Origin of the sequence: Mesorhizobium sp. L48C026A00 (genome assembly GCF_000502375.1) — a bacterium.
Classification (GTDB): Bacteria; Pseudomonadota; Alphaproteobacteria; order Rhizobiales; family Rhizobiaceae; genus Mesorhizobium; species Mesorhizobium muleiense.
The window spans coordinates 71827-88874 of sequence record NZ_AYWU01000024.1 but is presented as its reverse complement, the minus strand read 5'-3'; the positions used below and the strand labels follow the sequence as shown (position 1 = coordinate 88874).

Sequence of the window (17048 nt, the reverse complement as noted above, 5' to 3'; positions counted from 1 at the left end):
ACCGCTGGTGTGATATTATGTCAAAACTCTTTCCGCATCTGTTTTCACCTGCAAAGCTAGGCAGTCGCACGCTCCGAAACCGGATCGTGTTCGGGGCTCATACCGCCAACATGGCCGAAAATGGCGTGCCGACCGAACGACACGTTGCCTACTATGCCGAGCGAGCGCTCGGTGGGGCCGGCATGATTGTTGTCGAACCCATGCCCGTCCATCAGGCCGCCGTCCTGACACGCGGCAATTTTCGACCTGGCGACGATAGCGTCATTCCTCATTTCCAACAGGTCACGCGCGCGATCAAGGACCACGGGGCGATCGCCATCCAGCAGCTCTATCACGTCGGAGCGCACGGGGATTCAGACAACTCATTTCACGCGCATTGGTCGCCCTCGGGCCTGCCGAGCTATCATGACAGCGACGGTTCCCACGCCATGTCCGAGGGTGAGATTTGGGAAACCATCGACAGCTTCGTTCAGGCGGCGCGCCGCTGCCAGGAAGCCGGTTTCGACGGCGTCGAAGTCTGGGCTGCTTATCTCGGACTGCTCGATCAGTTCTGGACGCCCTGGACAAACCGACGCGAGGACCAATGGGGAGGGTCGCTCGACAACAGCACGCGGATCTCGCGCGAAATCCTAACCCGCATCCGCGAAAGATGCGGCCGCGATTTCATCATTGGACTCTCGGTCAGCGACGAACCCGACTACACAGTAGCGCTCAGTCGCCAGGAACTGGCGGAGATCATTCGGCTGCACGATGAACAGGGGCTGATCGATTACGTGACCTGCGGCACCGGCAGCTACCTCGATTTCTACAAGATAATGCCGACCTTTCTTTATCCGGAGAAGCTTGGCACTGATCTCGCAACGACCCTCAAGGCCGTGGTCAAGACGGCCCTCGTGGTCGCCGAAAGCCATATCAGGACGCCTGAAAACGCCGAAACCGTGCTCGGCGAGCAAGCTGCAGATCTGGTCTCGATCGTTCGGGGCCAGATCGCCGATCCGCATCTGGCACGCAAAGCCGCGGCAGACCGGCCCGAGGATGTGCGCGGATGCATATCCTGCAACCAGATGTGCTGGGGCCGTCGTTCGCGCGACTACTGGATCAGCTGCCTTATCAATCCCTCTGCGGGGCGCGAGTTTGAATGGGGTGGTGACCGGTTCACGTCCGCTGCCATCAAGAAACGGGTGCTTGTCGTCGGCGGCGGTCCCGCCGGCCTCGAGACGGCCCGGGTTGCCGCCGAGCGGGGTCACGACGTGGTGCTGGCTGAAGCCTCCAGTAGGCTGGGCGGGAACTTTCTGCTCGCCGGCCTTCAGCCGCGCCGCGGGCAAATCCTCGACCTTCTTGGGTGGTATGAGCGCCAGCTCAGCAAACTGAATGTCGACGTACGACTGAACACCTACGTCGAGGCGCCGGACATCGCCTCTTTCCAAGCTGACACCGTCATCCTGGCCACGGGGTCGGTGTCTCCCGAAACCGGCTTTCAGAAGGCTTTGCCGGCAGTGCCGAGCCTGCCCGGCATCGAAAGGGGCAATGTCTTCTCGATCGAATCCGTCATGGCCCGCGTTGTGCGGCCGGGTAAGCACGTGCTTTTGCTCGACGAGGGAGGCGGTTGGCGAGGCAGTGGCACTGCCTGGAAACTTGCCGAGGATGGCCATCAAGTGACCATTCTCACTCCCGACCCGCTGATCGGCAAGGAGCTGCAGCGGACAGCTGCCGATTTCCCGCTTCGACGGACATTGCGCCAGCTTGGCGTCACATGGTTGTTGGATGTCAGCGTGCTGGAATGGCACGGGGACGGCGTGACCATCGTTGACCACAACACCCGTGAAGAGAGCTTTGTGCCGGGCGATTGCCTTGTTCTCGCAACCACCAATGTGGCGGCGAATTGGCTGGCGAAAGAGTTGGAAAGCACGTCCCAGCCTTTCATGGAGGTCGGCGACGCCGTCGCTCCGCGCCAGGCGCCCTACGCCTTCCACGAAGGACGGAAAGTTGCCTTGCGGCTATGATACGCGGACGTTGTGCTTGCGCTTCATAAAATCCTTGGCGGTCTCGACTGCCACGGCTGCGTCGCGGCAATAGGCGTCGGCGCCAACGGCTTTGCCGAATTCCTCGTTGAGCGGGGCACCGCCGACCAGCACGACGTAGTCGTCGCGGATGCCCTTTTCCTTCATCGTGTCGATGACGACCTTCATGTAGGGCATGGTCGTCGTCAGCAGCGCCGACATGCCGATGATGTCAGGCTGGTGCTGTTCGATGGCGTCGAGATATTTTTCCACCGCATTGTTGATGCCGAGGTCGATGACGTCGAAGCCGGCGCCCTCCATCATCATGCCGACAAGGTTCTTGCCGATGTCGTGGATGTCGCCCTTGACCGTGCCGATCACCATCTTGCCCTGCTTCGGCGCGCCGGTGGCGACAAGCAGCGGGCGCAGGATGAACATGCCCGCCTTCATCGCGTTGGCGGACAACAGCACTTCCGGCACGAACAGGATGCCGTCGCGAAAATCCTCGCCGACGATGCGCATGCCTTCGACCAGCGCCTCGGTCAGCACCTTGTAAGGCGCCCAGCCGCGCTCGAGAAGGATGTTGGTGCCTTCCTCGATCTCTTCCTTCAGCCCGTCATAAAGATCGTCGTGCATCTGCTGCACGAGCTCGTCGTCGGAAAGCTCGGAAAGGATGATCTCGTCGTCGGCCATGTTTGACGCACTCGCTGATTTCAAAGGTTTGCTGTCCGCCGGCACCTGTTTTCTGCAACGGGTGCCGGCGGGTCATTGCCAGCCTTGGGAGCTAACTCAGGCGTCCAGCCAGACGTTCTGGAAGTCCATTTGGTAGGTCTGGTGCATTCCGTGGTTCTTCACCTTCTTGCTCATGTGGCTGTAGAGCTTCTGCCAGAACGGCTGGATGATGACGCCGGAATCCTGCAGGATCTGCTCCACGTCTTTCATCACCTCCTTGCGCTTGGCAGGATCAGCCAGCGAGAGCGCCTGTTTCAGCTTGGCGTCGAAATCCGGGTTGGCATAGGCCGTTTCGTTCCAGGCCTCGCCGGTGCGATAGCCGAGCGCCAGCACCTGGACGCCCAGCGGCCGCATGTACCAGATGGTCATCGAGTACGGATACTTCGTCCAGTCATTCCAGAAGGTCGAGCCCGGCAGCACCGTACGCTTCACCTTGATGCCGGCATCGCGCAATTGGCCGGCGATCGCATCGCCGGTGTTCTTCTGCCATTCGTCCTCGACGGTGATCAGCTCATGCTCGAAGTCGGCCTGCCCGGCATCCGCCATCAGCTTCTTGGCGGCGGCGGCATCGCGTGTCTTTTTGGGCAGCGGATAGTATTCGGGATGGATCGGGGCGACATGGTGGTTCTCGCCGACGGTGCCGAGCCCGGCGTAGCCGAGCTGCATGACGGCATTGTTGTCGACAGCCATCTGCAGCGCATTGCGCACTCGCTGGTCGTCATAGGGCTTGTGAGTGATGTTGGTGCGGGCAACGAGCGTGGTCGCCGTCGCAACCTCCGACTTCACCAGGTCCATCTTATCAAGGGCATCGATGAAGTCGGCCGGCGTTTCGAAATCGAGGTCGATCTCGCCGGATTCGAAGGCATTCAGCGTGGCATTGAAGTCAGTTCCGTAGTCGATGAATTCGACGCTATCGAGAGGCGCTTCACCGCCCCACCACTTGCCGTTCTCGCGCCGCTTGACGACCGCCTTCGTACCTACTTCATAGGACACCAGTTCGAAGGGCCCGGTACCGATTGGCTTCTTGATCGGGTCGGCGCCATCCTTGTCGAAGTCGCGATGCACGACCAGAGCCGGATAGTCGGTGAAGCCCGGTATGATCGCGATGTCGGGTTCGGACAGCTTCAGCTTGACCGTGTGGTCGTCGACCTTGGTGATGGCGCCATCCCTGGCCTTGCTGGTTTTTGCGTCGATCAGCGCACCGACGCGCGCGGCCATTGAATTGCCGGAAGCGCCCTTCTCGCACCAGCGGTTGAGATTGGAGACCACGTCATCGGCGTTGAAGGCATCGCCATTGTTCCAGGTGATGCCTTTGCGCAGATGCAGTGTGTATTCGGTGGCGTCGTCATTGACGTCCCAGCTTTCGAGCAGGACCGGCTCGAACGTGAACTGGTGCGTATAGCGGACGAGCGGCTCCAGCCAAGTCCGGGTGACGTTTGCCATCTCGGTCCAGTCATAGGTGCGCGGATCCTTCTGCGCCTTGACCGACATCGCGACGTGCAGCGTTCCGCCCTTTTTCGGTTCATCGGCCAGGGCCCATTCCGGCACGGCAAGACCGATCATACCGTAGGCAAGGGCGGTCGATGCCCCGAAGGCGCTTGCCAGCGCCAGAAACTCGCGCCGGTCCATGCGACCCGCACGCGTCTCTTCCGCCATCACCTCGATGGCGCCCGGCACGCGATCACCGTTGCTTCTGAAGAATGTCATTTTTTCCTCCCGTTCTGGTTCTCGTCAGGTCTTCGCCTGTCCTATTAACTAACGCTGTCCGGCAGCTTCTCCTCGCGCAGCGCGATCAAATCTTTGAGACCATCGGCGATGCCCTCATCGAGCTTCGGCTCCTCATAATCGGCGAGCATATTGCGCGCTTTCTCGCGGCCGCGTGTGTCGTGGTCCTTTGCCCCTTCAGCCTTCCACTGTTCGTACGAATTGAAATCCATGATGCTGGGCATGAAGAAGGCCGACTGGAAATGCTCGAGCGTGTGCTGGGTGCCGAGGAAGTGGCCCTGCGGCCCGACCTCGCGGATCGCCGCCATCGCTTCCTTGAAATCGTCGAACGACAGCCCGCCGGCATATTTGTACCAGCCGACAAGCTGTTCGCAGTCCGTCGCGAATTTTGAATAGCCGCAGGTCAGGCCGGCCTCGAGCCATCCGGCGGAGTGCCAGATGTAGTTGGCGCCGGCAAGGATGGCGGCATGCATCAGCATGTTCGCCTCGTAGCCCGCCTGGGCGTCGTTCAGTTTCGACCCGACATGGAAGCCCGACGTGCGCCATGGCAGCCGGTATTTCCGCGCCAGTGCTCCCATCAGATACATCATCTGGGCGGCCTCGGGCGTGCCACCCATCGGCGCGCCGGTCTTCATGTCGACCGTGACCATGAACTGTCCGTAGATCTGCGGCGAACCGGGACGCAGCAGCTGCGTGAAGGCGACGCCCGCCAGCGCTTCGGCATTGACTTGCGCCACCGCTCCCACCGCCGAGGCCGAAGTCGAAGCGCCGCACAGCGCGAACGGCGCCAGGATCAACGGCTGGTTGTGACGCGCATAGACCTTCATCGCGTCCAGCATGGTGGCGTCCCATACCAGCGGCGAGTTGCAATTGGTGATCGCGACCAACACCGGGTTGTCACGGACAAAATCCTCGCCGAACACGATGCCCGCCATCGCCATCGTGTCTTCGGCGCGATCCTTTGATGTCACGATGCCCATGAACGGCTTGTCGGAATGCTTCAGCGCCGAATGGATGATGTGGAGGTGACGCTTCGGCACCGCAATTTCCATCGGCTCGCAGATGATCGAGCTCGACGAATGCAGCGCTGGCGCCATATAGGCGAGCTTGTGGAAATTGTTGAGGTCGGCGAGTGTGCCATAGCGCCTGACATTGTCGAGGTCGCGCACGTAAGGCGCGCCGTACATCGGCACGAAGATGGAATTCTTGCCGCCGACGCGGACCGAGCGCTCAGGGTTGCGCGCATTGAGCGTGAACTCCGGCGGGACTTTCGAGACCAGCTCCATCAAGAGCGCGCGGTCAATGCGGACGCGCGTCTCAGAGACATCGGCTCCGGCGGCCTGCCACAGTGCAATGGCCTCGTCGTCGCGGAACTCGCAACCAACCTCTTCGAGGATCGACAGCGACTCCTGGTGGATCAGCTCGACCGCCTCGTCCGGGACCATTTGGTATGTGGGTATGTTGCGAACCAGCGTCGGAAACGACGCCATCGGAGTTCCCCGCAGCGCCTTGCGGCCCAGGCGGCCGCCACCTCGGCGGCCGGCGTGTTCGGTGACTTCGGCGGCCGGTGCATTCATGGCAACTCTATCCTCCCAATGACGACCAGCCTAGCGAGAGGAAATATGGCTGTGACGCTGGAAAATCCTGATCACTTGTATAAGCTCAGCTTATGCGAAGCTTGCGCCATCTGCTGCCCTCGGCCGGCAGCCTGATCGTTTTCGAGGCCGCCGGCCGGCTGTCGAGCTTTACCGCCGCCGGGCGGGAGCTCGGCATGACGCAGGCTGCCGTGTCGTATGCGATCCGCGGGCTTGAAGAGCAGCTCGGCGCGAAACTCTTCCAGCGCCGCCATCGTCAGGTCAGCCTTACAGAAGCCGGCGAGCGTTTCCACGCCGACGTCTCGCTCGGCCTGTCGCACATCCGCAAGTCGGCGGAGGATCTGCGCCTACAGGCGACCGGCGGCCATGTGACGCTCGCTGCCTCGACCGCCTTCGCCTCGTTCTGGATGATGCCGCGCCTGCAGCAGTTTCGCGACGAACTGCCGGGCATCGACCTGCGCATCCAGACCGCCGACCGCGATCTCGACATCATCGCCGAAGACATCCCGCTCGGCGTTCGTGGCGGCGAACCCCAGGGATGGCCGGACTATCATTCGCTGCCGCTCGCCGATGAGGAAATATTCCCGGTTGCCGGCGCGAGCTATGTGGCGCGGTTCGGACTGCCGGAAACCGTCGAGGATCTTCCATCGCACCGGCTCATCCATCTTGAAGAGCCGTTTCGCGAAGCCGCGAGCTGGGACGAGTGGTTCGCCTCGGCCGGGGTCAACATCACCGATGCCGGGCGCGGCTTGCGCATCAACGATTATGCGCTGGTGATCCAGGCGGTCATGGAAGGGCAAGGCATTGCACTCGGCTGGGGCCACCTCGCCGAGCGCCTGCTGGCGTCGGGACTGCTGGTGCGTGCGACCGGCCACACGATGACGACCGGCAAGGGCTTTCATGTCATCTGGTCGAGAACCCGCGACCTCAGCGACAATGCTCGCAAGGTGCGGGACTGGCTGGCCGCGCAGGCCTGAGGCTCCCATGAATGCTCAATCAACCGTCACGACGATCTTGCCGAATTGCTCGTTCGACTCGAGAAAGCGATGCGCTTCGACGATCTGCTCGAACGAAAAGGTTTTGGCGATTACCGGCTTTAGCGAACCCGACATCAATCCGTCGAGGATGAACGCCTTGGCAGCTTCCAACTTCACCGGATCGCCAGTGATCTCGTGGACGAGATAGCCGCGCAGCGTCAGCGTCTTGGCCAGCACATCGAACAGCGGGAACGGCGTCGGCTCGGGGCTCAAGCCGCCATATTCGATGAGAATGCCACCCCGTGCCATCGCCGCCGTCAGAGGTTCGAAAATCGGGCCGCCGACTGCGTCGAAAACCACTCGGATGTTGTCCGGACTGGCGATTTCCTTCAGCCGGGCTTCCAGATCTTCGTCCGCTGAAGCGACGACATGGGCCGCCCCGAACTTGAGCAGGGCCTCTCTCTTGACAGATGTCCGCGTCACCGCGATCGCGGTCGCACCAACGATGTTGGCAATCTGGATCGCGGCAAGTCCGACACTGCTCGATGCCGCGGTAATGACGACGAAGTCGTCTCTGCTGAGCTTGGCAATGTCGATCAGTGCGCCATAGGCGGTGAGATATTGCATCCAGACGGCTGCCGCCTCTTCCCAGGTAAGCGATGGCGGGTGCTTGACCACGAGATGGGCGGGATATGTGGCGATCTCACCATAGGCGGGCCAGCGGGCCATCGATAATGGCGGCACGACGCTGACGGCGTCACCTGGCGCAAAACCGTGCACGGCTTCGCCGACCGCTTCGACGACACCCGCTGCCTCAAGGCCAAGACCGGAAGGCAACGGCGGCGTCTGGATATAAGTGCCCGAACGCAGCAGCGCCTCGGCCCGGTTGAGACCCAATGCCTTGACCCGGATATGAATCTCGCCGCGACCGAGCGCGGGAATATCGAGATTCTCGATGCGCAGAACCTCGGGACCACCATGCTCATGAAAGCGAACAACACGTGCCATGCGGCCATAACTCCAAAATATTTGAACCGAATACGCTATGCCATCGGCCTTCCGGCAGATAAATGCTTGCTTTGGCAAGACAGTAGAAACTGGGAGTTTTGAATATGGATCGCCTTACGAGCATGGCCGTGTTCGTCAAAACCGTCGATCTTGGCTCGTTCGCGGCGACTGCTGCCGCTCTCGATCTGTCCGGACCGATGGTCGGCAAGCATGTCCGGTTTCTCGAGGAGCGTCTGGGCGTGCGCCTCATCAACCGGACCACACGCCGCCAGAGCCTGACCGACTTCGGGCGCGCTTACTATGAGCGCTGCCGGATGGTACTCGCTGAAGCCGAAGCTGCGGATGCACTGGCGGCCGATCAACTTTCCGAACCACGCGGAAAGCTGCGCGTCATCATGCCCGTGCACTTCGGCCGGCGCTGCGTTGCCCCGATCCTGCTGGAACTCGCGCAGCGATATCCCGCTCTGGAACTCGACCTGACTTTCAGCGATCCCATCGCCGATCTTGCAGAGGATGGCTGCGATCTTGCCATCCGGACCGGCAATCTGGAGGATCAGGCCGGCGTGATGGCGCGTCGCGTCGCGCGCCAGCGCATGGTCGTCTGCGCGTCGCCATCCTATCTCGAGATGCACGGGCAGCCACGGCGGGTAGAGGATCTCGGCAGCCACCAGACCATCATCTACCGCCGTTCGGGCCGTGTCGTTCAACCGTGGCTGTTTCCGCGTGATGGCCAGCGTGCGCTGGAGGTCATGCCGGTCAGCCGGCTGCGGCTCGACGACCTCGCTGCGATCGCCGATGCTGCGGCAGCCGGCATGGGGCTCGCCTGGCTGCCACACTGGCTGGTCCGTGAGCGCATTCAGGCCGGCGCACTTGTCGTGCTGTTGCCGGAACAGCCGGGATTTCTTTACGACGCCTATGCGCTCTGGCTGCAGACGCCTCACTTGCCGCTGAAGGTCCGCCTTGCCGTCGACGCGCTGGCAGCGGCACTGCCCAGGCTGATGACGTGAAATGCAGGAGCACGGTGAGCGGCGCGGATTCCTGAATTCGCCCCTCCCGCTTGGGCGACGAATCCGCGTATAGTACCCCATGCCCATTCGCCAGCTTTCCGAAACGATGATCAACCAGATCGCCGCCGGCGAAGTCATCGAGCGTCCGGCAAGCGTGGTCAAGGAACTGGTCGAGAACGCACTCGATGCCGGCGCTGCGAGAATAGAGATCGTCACCGCCGGCGGCGGGCTGAACCTGATCCGCGTCACCGACGATGGCTCAGGCATCCCGGAAAAGGAACTGCCGCTGGCGATCGCACGCCATTGCACCTCGAAGCTCGCCGATGACATTCACGACATCCACTCGCTCGGCTTTCGCGGCGAAGCGCTGCCGTCGATCGGCTCGGTGGCGCGGCTGTCGATCCGCTCGCGCACCGCCAACGGCGACAGCGCCGCCGAGATCGGCATCGAAGGCGGCCGCGTATCTGCCGTCAAGCCGGCGGCCGCCAATCGCGGCACCACGGTCGAGGTGCGCGACCTGTTCTTCGCCACGCCGGCGCGGCTCAAATTCATGAAGGGCGAGCGCGCCGAAAGCTCGGCGACCAGCGACGTGATCAAGCGTATCGCGATCGCTTTCCCGGCCGTGCGCTTCACGCTGGCCGGCTCCGACCGCTCGACGCTGGAACTGCCGGCGACCGACGACAGCCCGGAAGGCCGGCTGCGCCGCGTCGCGCAGGTGATGGGCGCCGGCTTTCCGCCCAACGCGATCGCCATCGACGCCATGCGCGACGGTGTGCATCTTGCCGGCCACGTTTCGATCCCGTCGTTCAGCCGCGCCAACGCGCTGCAGCAATACGCCTATGTCAACGGCCGGCCGGTGCGCGACAAGCTGATTGCCGGCGCTATCCGTGGCGCCTTCGCCGACGTGCTGCCGCGCGACCGCCATGCGGTGACGGTGCTGTTCCTGACGCTCGATCCGGCCATCGTCGACGTCAATGTCCACCCGGCCAAGGCCGACGTCCGCTTTCGCGATCCGGGGCTGGTGCGCGGGCTGATCGTCGGCGCCATTCGCGAGGCGCTGGCCAATGCCGGCATCCGTGCCGCCACATCAGGGGCGGCCGGCATGATGGCGGCATTCCGGCCAGGCGCAGCATCCTATGCGCATCCAGGACCGGCCAACGGCCATCGCAGCTACGAAGCGGCCTACCGGGCCTCCGGCTTCGCCGGTTTCGATCCTTCCCGCTCGTCGCAACGGCCGCTGGATGCAGGATTTGCAAATGGCGGCTTCAGCGAAAACGATCAGGCGGCGTTCGCTGCCGGTTCGCTTCACAGCGCCGACGCGCGCGCCGGACAAGACGAAGCGGCGGAGACGCTGCTCGGCATGGCGCTGGGTGCCGCACGCGCGCAGGTGCACGAGAACTACATCGTCGCGCAGACCAGGGATTCGCTCGTTATCGTCGACCAGCATGCGGCGCATGAGCGGCTGGTATACGAGGCACTGAAGAACGCATTGCATTCGCGCGCCGTGCCGTCGCAGATGCTGCTTTTGCCCGAGATCGTCGATCTGCCGGAAGAGGATGCAGAACGGCTCGCGTTGCATTCCGAAACACTGGCCCGCTTCGGCCTCGCCGTCGAGCGCTTCGGCCCGGGTGCGGTCGCGGTGCGCGAGACGCCGTCGATGCTCGGCGAAACCAATGTCCAGCAGCTGGTGCGCGACCTTGCCGACGAGATCGCCGACAACGACACCGTCGACACGCTGAAAGAGCGGCTGGACAGGATAGCCGCGACCATGGCCTGCCACGGCTCGGTGCGTTCCGGCCGCCTGCTCAAGCCGGAAGAGATGAACGCACTGCTGCGCCAGATGGAGGCGACGCCCGGGTCCGGCACCTGCAACCACGGCCGCCCGACCTATATCGAGCTCAGGCTCGCCGACATTGAGCGACTGTTCGGGCGGCGGTGAAGGGACTGAGCTTTTCAGTTGTAACGGCGTAGCCCCCTCTCCGGCCGCTTCGCGGCCACCTCCCCATTAAAATGGGGGCGAGGAAACACCAATCGCCAAGGCCGCGACCCCAGAAAACTTGGGTTCCTCGCCCCACGAAGTGGGGAGAGGTGGTTTGCGAAGCAAACCGGAGAGGGGAAATCATAAAGAGCCGTTCGAAACAGCTGTCTATGATTCAAGCAAACCTCCAACCCTCTGATTCACCGCTTCAAATTCACCACGACCACGCCGCCGAGCGCCAGCGCGCCACCGAGAATGCCGAGCAGCGTCGGCACCTCGCCCAGCCAGAAGAAGCCGATCAGCGTCGCCACCGGCGAAACCAGATAAAGGAAGTTCGAGGCGCGCGCCGCCGGCAGCCGGGAAAGTGCTGTCGCCCAGGCGGCGTAGGCGATGAGGCTTGGCACGATGCCGAGAAAGACGACGGCGCCGAGACCGGCGGTATCGGCAACTGCCGCCTGCGCCAGGCCGTTCGGCAGGAAGGGCAGCAGACAGAGCGCGCCGAGCAGCATGTTCGAGGCCGAAATGGTCAGTGGATGATGGCGGGCAAACAGCGGCTTTTGCACGATGGTGTTGACCGCCGAGCACAGCGCCGAGCCGAGGACCAGCAGCGCGCCATTGTTGAAATGCAACCCTTGCCCCTCGCCCATGGCGATGATGCCGATGCCGGCGAAGGACAGGAATGTGCCGGCCCAGGCCAGGCCCGAGAAGCGTTCGCCAAGCAGCGCCATCGCCATGATCGCGGTGAAGATCGGGCTGACATTAATGATGAAGCCGGCGGCACCCGCCGAGACGGTCAGCTCGCCGAAATTGAGCATTACCGTGTACAGCGCAACGAAGACGGCGCCGCCGAAGGCAAAGCGCCATAATTCATCGAGCCGGGGCAGCGCCGGCCGCTTGACGGCGAGGAAGATCGCCGCCGGCACCGCCGCGATGGCGAAGCGCAGCGCGCCAAGCTCCAGCGGCCCGAAAGCGACGAGGCCGGCACGGATCGCCGGAAAGGCGGAGGCCCAGCCGACCACTGTCAACGCCACCGCAATGGCCGCCGTGGTGTCGATCCGCTGTGTCGTATTCAACGTGCCGGTACAAGCGTTCATTTCATTATTCCCGCGTTTCATGCTCTCAACATACAAAGCGCCTTTCCCGATCGGTTGACAAACGACCAAATCGAGGGTCAGCTGTGACTATGGATCACAGCTCAGACGCGATGCTGCCGCTCGAAACCCTGCGCGCCTTCGACGCCGCGGCACGGACGGGTAGCTTTTCGGCCGCTGCCGAAAAACTCAACCTCACCCATGGCGCCGTCAGCCGGCAGATCGCCAAGCTGGAGGACTGGCTCGGGCTGAAAGTGTTCGATCGCGGCGCGCGAGGTGTCTCGCTGACGATCGAAGGCAACCGCCTGCATCTGCGCACCACTGAGGCCTTCGCGCTGATATCGAGCAATTCGGACCGCTGGATCGAGCCGCGCGGCACCGCCGTGGTGCGGCTGACCTCGATTCCCTCGGTCAGCGGGCTGTGGCTGATGCCGCGCATGGCGGCGCTGGAAAACAATCCGTCCAGGCTGCGCATCGTGCTCGACGTCGATATCCGCCAGGCGGACCTTGCCGACGAGGGCATCGATCTGTCGATCCGCTGCGGACGCGGCCGCATCCCCGGCCGCGTCTCGGTGCAGCTGTTCGAGGAACATGTGTTTCCGGTCGCCTCGCCGGACCTCGCCTGCGAGATCGGCCGAGGCGACCCTGCCCGGCTGCTCAAATTCCCGCTGATCAACGATTCCGACGCCTCGGCCTGGCGTGCCTGGTTTGCCGCACAGGACATCGATTACCGCCCGCGTCCGCAGGATCGCCGTTTCGAGGACTACAATCTGGTGCTCGGCGCCGCCGCCCATGGTCTCGGCATCGCGCTGGCGCGGCCGCCGATGACCGAGGATCAACTGAAGTCTGGCCGTATCATCGCGGCCGACGAGCGCGTCGTCCTCAGCCCGATATCCTATTGGCTCGACCGACCTATCGGGCGCCCGCGCGCCGCCGCAGCCGAGCTTGCCCGGCGCATCGCGGCCCAAGCCGGACTGGCGGCGGAAAAGATCGAGGATTTCATCGCAGCCGAGCAGTAGGATGCGGGGCATCCACTTTGCCGGCCTGCTCGGCTGGTTGCCGTTCGAAACGAAGCCGACTGAAGCCAATCTTGCCTCGTTCGGAGCTTGACCTTGCCGGCATTTTGTGGCGATGACATCGTCATGAACCTTGGCTCCATGTCATGATGAATCGCTTTGAAGGCCCCGGCGGCAAGGAAGCCCGTATCCGCTACCTGGACGGCGACTTCCAGGTGACCAGCCCCGGCGCCTTCGTGCGCTGTGCGGTCACCGGCGAAAGCATCCCGCTCGATGAGCTCAAATACTGGAGCGTCGCCAGGCAGGAGCCCTATGTGAGTGCCGCGGCCTCGCTGCGCCGCGAGATCGAGGCACATCCCGAACTGCGCAGCCGACGTTAGTCCGACGCAGATGAAAGCCGTTCTGTAGCGATCCTGTCCCGCCGGCGTCTTCGACGGCCGCGGCGCTTGAAGGTTCTCTGGATCAGCCCTGCAGCTTGCGCTGCCGCCAGGCATCCAGCGTCTCGACGATGATGCGTTCGGGCACGTGGTCGGGATCGAACACGGTGTCGATCTCCAGCACATCGAGCTGTCCGAGAAAATCGGCAGACACGGCATCGTGGCGTAGCCGGGCGGCGTCCTTGGCGGTGGTGATGAGGCCAAGTCCGGCACCTCGCGCTGTCGTTGCCAGTTCGGCTAGTTCGTCCTTGCCATAGAAATGATGGTCAGGAAACGACCGGGCCAGCGCAACCTCGCCGCCGGCCTGACGGACCGTGTCGAAGAATTTGTCGGGATGGCCGATGCCGGCAAACGCCAGATATCGCTTGCCGGCCAGCCCCGCCTTGCTGGTTGGCCGCGTATGCGCCTCGAAGATCGGCCGGCCGGCGCGCGCCGCCCGGCGAACGACGGCATCGGCAGCAAGGCCCTCGCCCATTTTCAGCAGCGCGCTGGTGAAAACCAGTTGGTCGACGATACCAGCCCTGAGCGGACCGCCGGGAATGACGCGGCCGTTGCCGACGCCGTAGCGTGCGTCGACGACGACCAGCGCATAGTCGATGTGGATGCGCGCGCTCTGGAAACCGTCATCCATGATCAGGAAATCACAGCCATGCTTTTCCAGCAGGAGGCGTGCGCCGGCGGCACGGTTCGGCGTCACTGCGACCGGCGCATGCGCAGCCAAAAGCAGCGGCTCATCGCCGACATGCTTGGCGGCGTCATGGTGCGGATCGACGACATGCGGCCGCGCGAAGGAGCCGCCATGGCCGCGCGACAGGAAACCTGGATTGAGCTGCATGCGCCTGGCTTGCCGGGCCAGCGCGATCGCCACCGGCGTCTTGCCGGTGCCGCCGACGGTGAAGTTGCCGACGCAAAGCACCGGCGCCTCGATCTTCTCGCGGGCCGCTGAGCGCATGCGGCGACCGGCAACCAGCGCATAGACCGCCGACAGCGGCGCCAGCGCCAGCGCCCGCCAGTCCGGTTCTTCCCACCAAAAGGGGGGCGCTTCGCTGGCCATCTTAACGGCCGTTGGCGCCCTTGAGGCGCGATTTGACGACCAAAGGCTGAATGTAGGGTTCGAGCGACTTCAAGGTGAGCGCCAGCGCGCCGCGCATCTCTTCGACAGTCGCCGCACCGGCGGCCATCATCTCGTGGCGAGCCACCTCGTTGGTCAAAAGGAAATTGACGGCGCCGGCCAGCATGTCGCGGTCGCGCACCAGCTTGGCGCCGCCGCTGTCGAGCAGGCGCTGATAGGTCTCGCGAAAATTCTGGACGTTGCGGCCGGCCAGCACCGCCGTGTCGAGCATGGCCGGCTCCAGCGGGTTCTGGCCGCCCTCCGAGGTGAGCGACCGGCCAACGAAGGCGATCTCTGTCAGCCGGAGATAAAGCCCCATCTCGCCCATCGTGTCGCCGAGCAGAATGTCCGTATCGGCGATGATCCGGTCGCCCTTGCTGCGCCGAGCGAGTTTCAGGCCCATGCCGGAAATCTGCGCGGCAAGCGCTTCGGCGCGATCGGGATGACGCGGCACGACGATGGTCAAAAGACCGTGGTGCCGCTTGTGCAGCATCGCGTGAACCTCGGCGGCGACCGCCTCCTCGCCGTCATGGGTCGAGATCGCCGCCCAGGTCGGGCGGGCGCCGATCTGGCGCTTCAGCGTGTACAGCGCTCTTTCATCGGCCGGCGGCGGCGTGGTGTCGACCTTGAGATTGCCGGATACGGTGACCGGCCGGGCGCCGAGCGAGAGGAAGCGCTCGCCGTCGACATCCGACTGGGCGACAACATGGGCGAGATTCTCGAACAGCGCCTCGGCGATGTTGGCGCGCTTCTTCCAGGATTTGTACGAACGGTCCGACAGCCTGCCATTGACCAGCACCTGCGGCACACGCCGTGCGCCGAGCTCGAGGATGGTCATCGGCCAGATCTCCGATTCGGCGATGATCGCCAGATCCGGCCGCCAATGGTCGAGGAAGCGGCTGACCGCCGGCTTGAGGTCGAGCGGCACGTATTGGTGGATGATGCGGTCGCCGAGCCGTTCCTCGGCAACCTGAGCGGAGGTGACGGTCCCCGTCGTCAGCACGATGTTGACACCGTAATCGAGGATGCTCTCAACCAGCGGCACGACGGCGATCGTCTCGCCGACGCTCGCCGCATGGATCCAGATCAGCGGCCCTTCGGGGCGCTCGCGCCCGGCGATGCCATAGCGCTCGCGCCGGCGAATTCGATCCTCCTTGCCTCTGGAGGTGCGCCAGGCGACATAGGGCCCGACCAGGGGATAGGCGGCTGCGCCTGCGAAACGATACGCCGTCAGGAAAGTGCGCGCCCAGCGCTCGCTCATTTTGGGCCATCCACGAGGCGGTAGGCCTCGGCGGTCGCGGCGTTGAGCGCGGCCGTGACCTCCTGGCGCTTGCGTTCCATTTCAGCCTCGTCGGCGTTGGCCGGAACGAACACCGGCGCTCCAAGCACGATCGAGGAGCGGCCGAACGGCAGATTGATCGTGGTCTTGTCCCAGCTGCGCTCCAGCACCTTGCGGCGGCTGGTGGCGATTGCGGCGGGCAGGATCGGCCGGCCCGAAAGCCGCGCCAGGAGAACGATGCCAAGCCCGGCGTCGCGCGGCGTGCCATGCGGAATGTCAGCGATCATGGCGACGTTCTTGCCGATGGCGAGTGACTTTTTCAGGGCGATCAGCGCTTTGGCGCCGCCCTTGTCGCGACGCTTCGAGCCTTCGCGTCCACCCGAGCCGCGCACCGCCTCGATCCCGAATTTCTCGATCATCAGTGCGTTGAGCTCGGCATCGGCACTACGCGACACCATGGCGACTACTGGCCGTCCCCCGGGATAGTAGGCCGGAGTCAGAAGATGCTGGCCGTGCCACAGCGCGATGATGGCGGGTTCGAACTGCGAGTAGGCGCCGCCCGACATCTGCGCTGATCCGTCGACAGCACGATTGGTCAGGCGGACGAGGCGAACGAACTGCGCAAACAGGCTGGCGATGGCGTTCTTGACGAATCGCGATTGCGCCAGCGGTTCGCGTATCTTGCGCCAGAATGTCTTCGGGGTGCCACCGCGGCGCCGCCTTGCCGCGGACCTCGTGGCCGGCCCTTTCACGCCTTCATGATCCATCCATGTCAACCGGCAGGCTTGTTTTCGGGGTCGAGCAACCGGTGCAGGTGAACGACGAAATAACGCATGTGGGCATTGTCCACGCTGGCTTGGGCCTTGGCTTTCCACGCCGTTTGCGCGGATTGATAATCCGGATAGATGCCGACGATATCGAGCGTCTCGAGATCACGGAATTCTGTTCCGCCCAGCGTCTTCAGTTCGCCGCCGAACACCAGGTGCAATAGCTGCTTCTTTCCGTCTTCCGCGGTCATGTCGGTCCTTCACATATCGTGAGTTTGTGACAGGTCTAGACCAAAGCCGCCGACTTTGGAACCATTGATGACAT

The 17048-nt window shown here is 63.6% G+C and carries 15 protein-coding genes; 6 read left to right on the top strand and 9 right to left on the bottom strand.

Going from position 1 to position 17048, the window contains the following annotated elements; genetic code table 11:
• Positions 1-17: 17 nt before the first annotated feature.
• The gene (locus X738_RS72185) at positions 18-2003 is read left to right on the top strand and encodes an oxidoreductase (RefSeq protein ID WP_023802322.1); all 1986 of its coding nucleotides are present in this window, start codon (positions 18-20) and stop codon (positions 2001-2003) included.
• Here X738_RS72185 and X738_RS72180 read toward each other — a convergent pair.
• The 3 genes from X738_RS72180 to X738_RS72170 form a co-directional block, all read right to left on the bottom strand.
• Complete coding sequence (locus X738_RS72180) at positions 1998-2693, bottom strand: corrinoid protein (RefSeq protein WP_023802321.1); 696 nt, start codon at positions 2691-2693, stop codon at positions 1998-2000. The genes X738_RS72185 and X738_RS72180 overlap by 6 nt on opposite strands.
• 96 nt (positions 2694-2789) lie before the next feature.
• The gene (locus tag X738_RS72175; protein ID WP_023802320.1) at positions 2790-4439 is read right to left on the bottom strand and encodes an ABC transporter substrate-binding protein; all 1650 of its coding nucleotides are present in this window, start codon (positions 4437-4439) and stop codon (positions 2790-2792) included.
• Positions 4440-4483: 44 nt separating this feature from the next.
• Positions 4484-6034 carry a trimethylamine methyltransferase family protein gene (locus X738_RS72170; protein ID WP_023802319.1) on the bottom strand — a complete coding sequence of 517 codons (1551 nt, stop codon included), beginning with the start codon at positions 6032-6034 and terminating at the stop codon, positions 4484-4486.
• 92 nt (positions 6035-6126) lie between these two features.
• Here X738_RS72170 and X738_RS72165 point away from each other — a divergent pair, with 92 nt between their 5' ends.
• On the top strand, positions 6127-7029 hold the full coding sequence (locus X738_RS72165) for a LysR substrate-binding domain-containing protein (RefSeq protein WP_023802318.1): 903 nt from the start codon (positions 6127-6129) through the stop codon (positions 7027-7029).
• A gap of 15 nt (positions 7030-7044) precedes the next feature.
• Here the strand turns inward: X738_RS72165 and X738_RS72160 are convergent, their stop codons facing one another.
• Positions 7045-8037, bottom strand: a complete 993-nt coding sequence (locus X738_RS72160; RefSeq protein ID WP_023802317.1) for a zinc-dependent alcohol dehydrogenase family protein — start codon at positions 8035-8037, stop codon at positions 7045-7047.
• A 104-nt stretch (positions 8038-8141) separates the two neighbouring features.
• Here X738_RS72160 and X738_RS72155 point away from each other — a divergent pair, with 104 nt between their 5' ends.
• Together X738_RS72155 and mutL are read left to right on the top strand one after the other, a co-directional pair.
• Positions 8142-9044 (top strand): LysR family transcriptional regulator, encoded by a 903-nt coding sequence (locus tag X738_RS72155; protein WP_023802316.1) that lies wholly within the window; start codon positions 8142-8144, stop codon positions 9042-9044.
• A gap of 79 nt (positions 9045-9123) precedes the next feature.
• Positions 9124-10983 (top strand): DNA mismatch repair endonuclease MutL, encoded by a 1860-nt coding sequence (gene mutL, locus X738_RS72150; RefSeq protein ID WP_023802315.1) that lies wholly within the window; start codon positions 9124-9126, stop codon positions 10981-10983.
• A 239-nt stretch (positions 10984-11222) separates the two neighbouring features.
• Here mutL and X738_RS72145 read toward each other — a convergent pair whose 3' ends face one another.
• Entirely contained in the window at positions 11223-12116 is an 894-nt protein-coding gene (locus tag X738_RS72145) for a DMT family transporter (RefSeq protein ID WP_023802314.1), read from the bottom strand.
• A gap of 89 nt (positions 12117-12205) precedes the next feature.
• Here X738_RS72145 and X738_RS72140 point away from each other — a divergent pair, with 89 nt between their 5' ends.
• Positions 12206-13132: a LysR substrate-binding domain-containing protein gene (locus tag X738_RS72140; RefSeq protein ID WP_023802313.1), complete on the top strand. Its 927-nt coding sequence runs from the start codon at positions 12206-12208 to the stop codon at positions 13130-13132.
• A 143-nt stretch (positions 13133-13275) separates the two neighbouring features.
• The gene (locus X738_RS72135; protein WP_027153867.1) at positions 13276-13509 is read left to right on the top strand and encodes a DUF2093 domain-containing protein; all 234 of its coding nucleotides are present in this window, start codon (positions 13276-13278) and stop codon (positions 13507-13509) included.
• Between the two features lie 82 nt (positions 13510-13591).
• Here the strand turns inward: X738_RS72135 and lpxK are convergent, their stop codons facing one another.
• The 4 genes from lpxK to X738_RS72115 are packed head-to-tail and all read right to left on the bottom strand — an operon-like array spanning position 13592 to position 16974.
• Positions 13592-14620: a tetraacyldisaccharide 4'-kinase gene (gene lpxK, locus X738_RS72130; protein WP_023802310.1), complete on the bottom strand. Its 1029-nt coding sequence runs from the start codon at positions 14618-14620 to the stop codon at positions 13592-13594.
• 1 nt (position 14621) lies between these two features.
• Positions 14622-15938: a lipid IV(A) 3-deoxy-D-manno-octulosonic acid transferase gene (waaA, locus tag X738_RS72125; RefSeq protein ID WP_023802309.1), complete on the bottom strand. Its 1317-nt coding sequence runs from the start codon at positions 15936-15938 to the stop codon at positions 14622-14624.
• Positions 15935-16723: a lysophospholipid acyltransferase family protein gene (locus tag X738_RS72120; protein ID WP_023802308.1), complete on the bottom strand. Its 789-nt coding sequence runs from the start codon at positions 16721-16723 to the stop codon at positions 15935-15937. The genes waaA and X738_RS72120 overlap by 4 nt, the downstream gene beginning before the upstream one ends.
• A gap of 5 nt (positions 16724-16728) precedes the next feature.
• Positions 16729-16974, bottom strand: a complete 246-nt coding sequence (locus X738_RS72115) for a DUF4170 domain-containing protein (protein WP_023802307.1) — start codon at positions 16972-16974, stop codon at positions 16729-16731.
• Between the last annotated feature and the right edge of the window lie 74 nt (positions 16975-17048).

Coding starts and splice junctions, on each gene's coding strand:
- X738_RS72185 (WP_023802322.1), top strand. CDS start 18: ATGTCAAAACTCTTTCCGCATCTGTTTTCACCTGCAAAGCTAGGCAGT.
- X738_RS72180 (WP_023802321.1), bottom strand. CDS start 2,693: ATGGCCGACGACGAGATCATCCTTTCCGAGCTTTCCGACGACGAGCTC.
- X738_RS72175 (WP_023802320.1), bottom strand. CDS start 4,439: ATGACATTCTTCAGAAGCAACGGTGATCGCGTGCCGGGCGCCATCGAG.
- X738_RS72170 (WP_023802319.1), bottom strand. CDS start 6,034: ATGAATGCACCGGCCGCCGAAGTCACCGAACACGCCGGCCGCCGAGGT.
- X738_RS72165 (WP_023802318.1), top strand. CDS start 6,127: ATGCGAAGCTTGCGCCATCTGCTGCCCTCGGCCGGCAGCCTGATCGTT.
- X738_RS72160 (WP_023802317.1), bottom strand. CDS start 8,037: ATGGCACGTGTTGTTCGCTTTCATGAGCATGGTGGTCCCGAGGTTCTG.
- X738_RS72155 (WP_023802316.1), top strand. CDS start 8,142: ATGGATCGCCTTACGAGCATGGCCGTGTTCGTCAAAACCGTCGATCTT.
- mutL (WP_023802315.1), top strand. CDS start 9,124: ATGCCCATTCGCCAGCTTTCCGAAACGATGATCAACCAGATCGCCGCC.
- X738_RS72145 (WP_023802314.1), bottom strand. CDS start 12,116: ATGAACGCTTGTACCGGCACGTTGAATACGACACAGCGGATCGACACC.
- X738_RS72140 (WP_023802313.1), top strand. CDS start 12,206: ATGGATCACAGCTCAGACGCGATGCTGCCGCTCGAAACCCTGCGCGCC.
- X738_RS72135 (WP_027153867.1), top strand. CDS start 13,276: ATGATGAATCGCTTTGAAGGCCCCGGCGGCAAGGAAGCCCGTATCCGC.
- lpxK (WP_023802310.1), bottom strand. CDS start 14,620: ATGGCCAGCGAAGCGCCCCCCTTTTGGTGGGAAGAACCGGACTGGCGG.
- waaA (WP_023802309.1), bottom strand. CDS start 15,938: ATGAGCGAGCGCTGGGCGCGCACTTTCCTGACGGCGTATCGTTTCGCA.
- X738_RS72120 (WP_023802308.1), bottom strand. CDS start 16,723: ATGGATCATGAAGGCGTGAAAGGGCCGGCCACGAGGTCCGCGGCAAGG.
- X738_RS72115 (WP_023802307.1), bottom strand. CDS start 16,974: ATGACCGCGGAAGACGGAAAGAAGCAGCTATTGCACCTGGTGTTCGGC.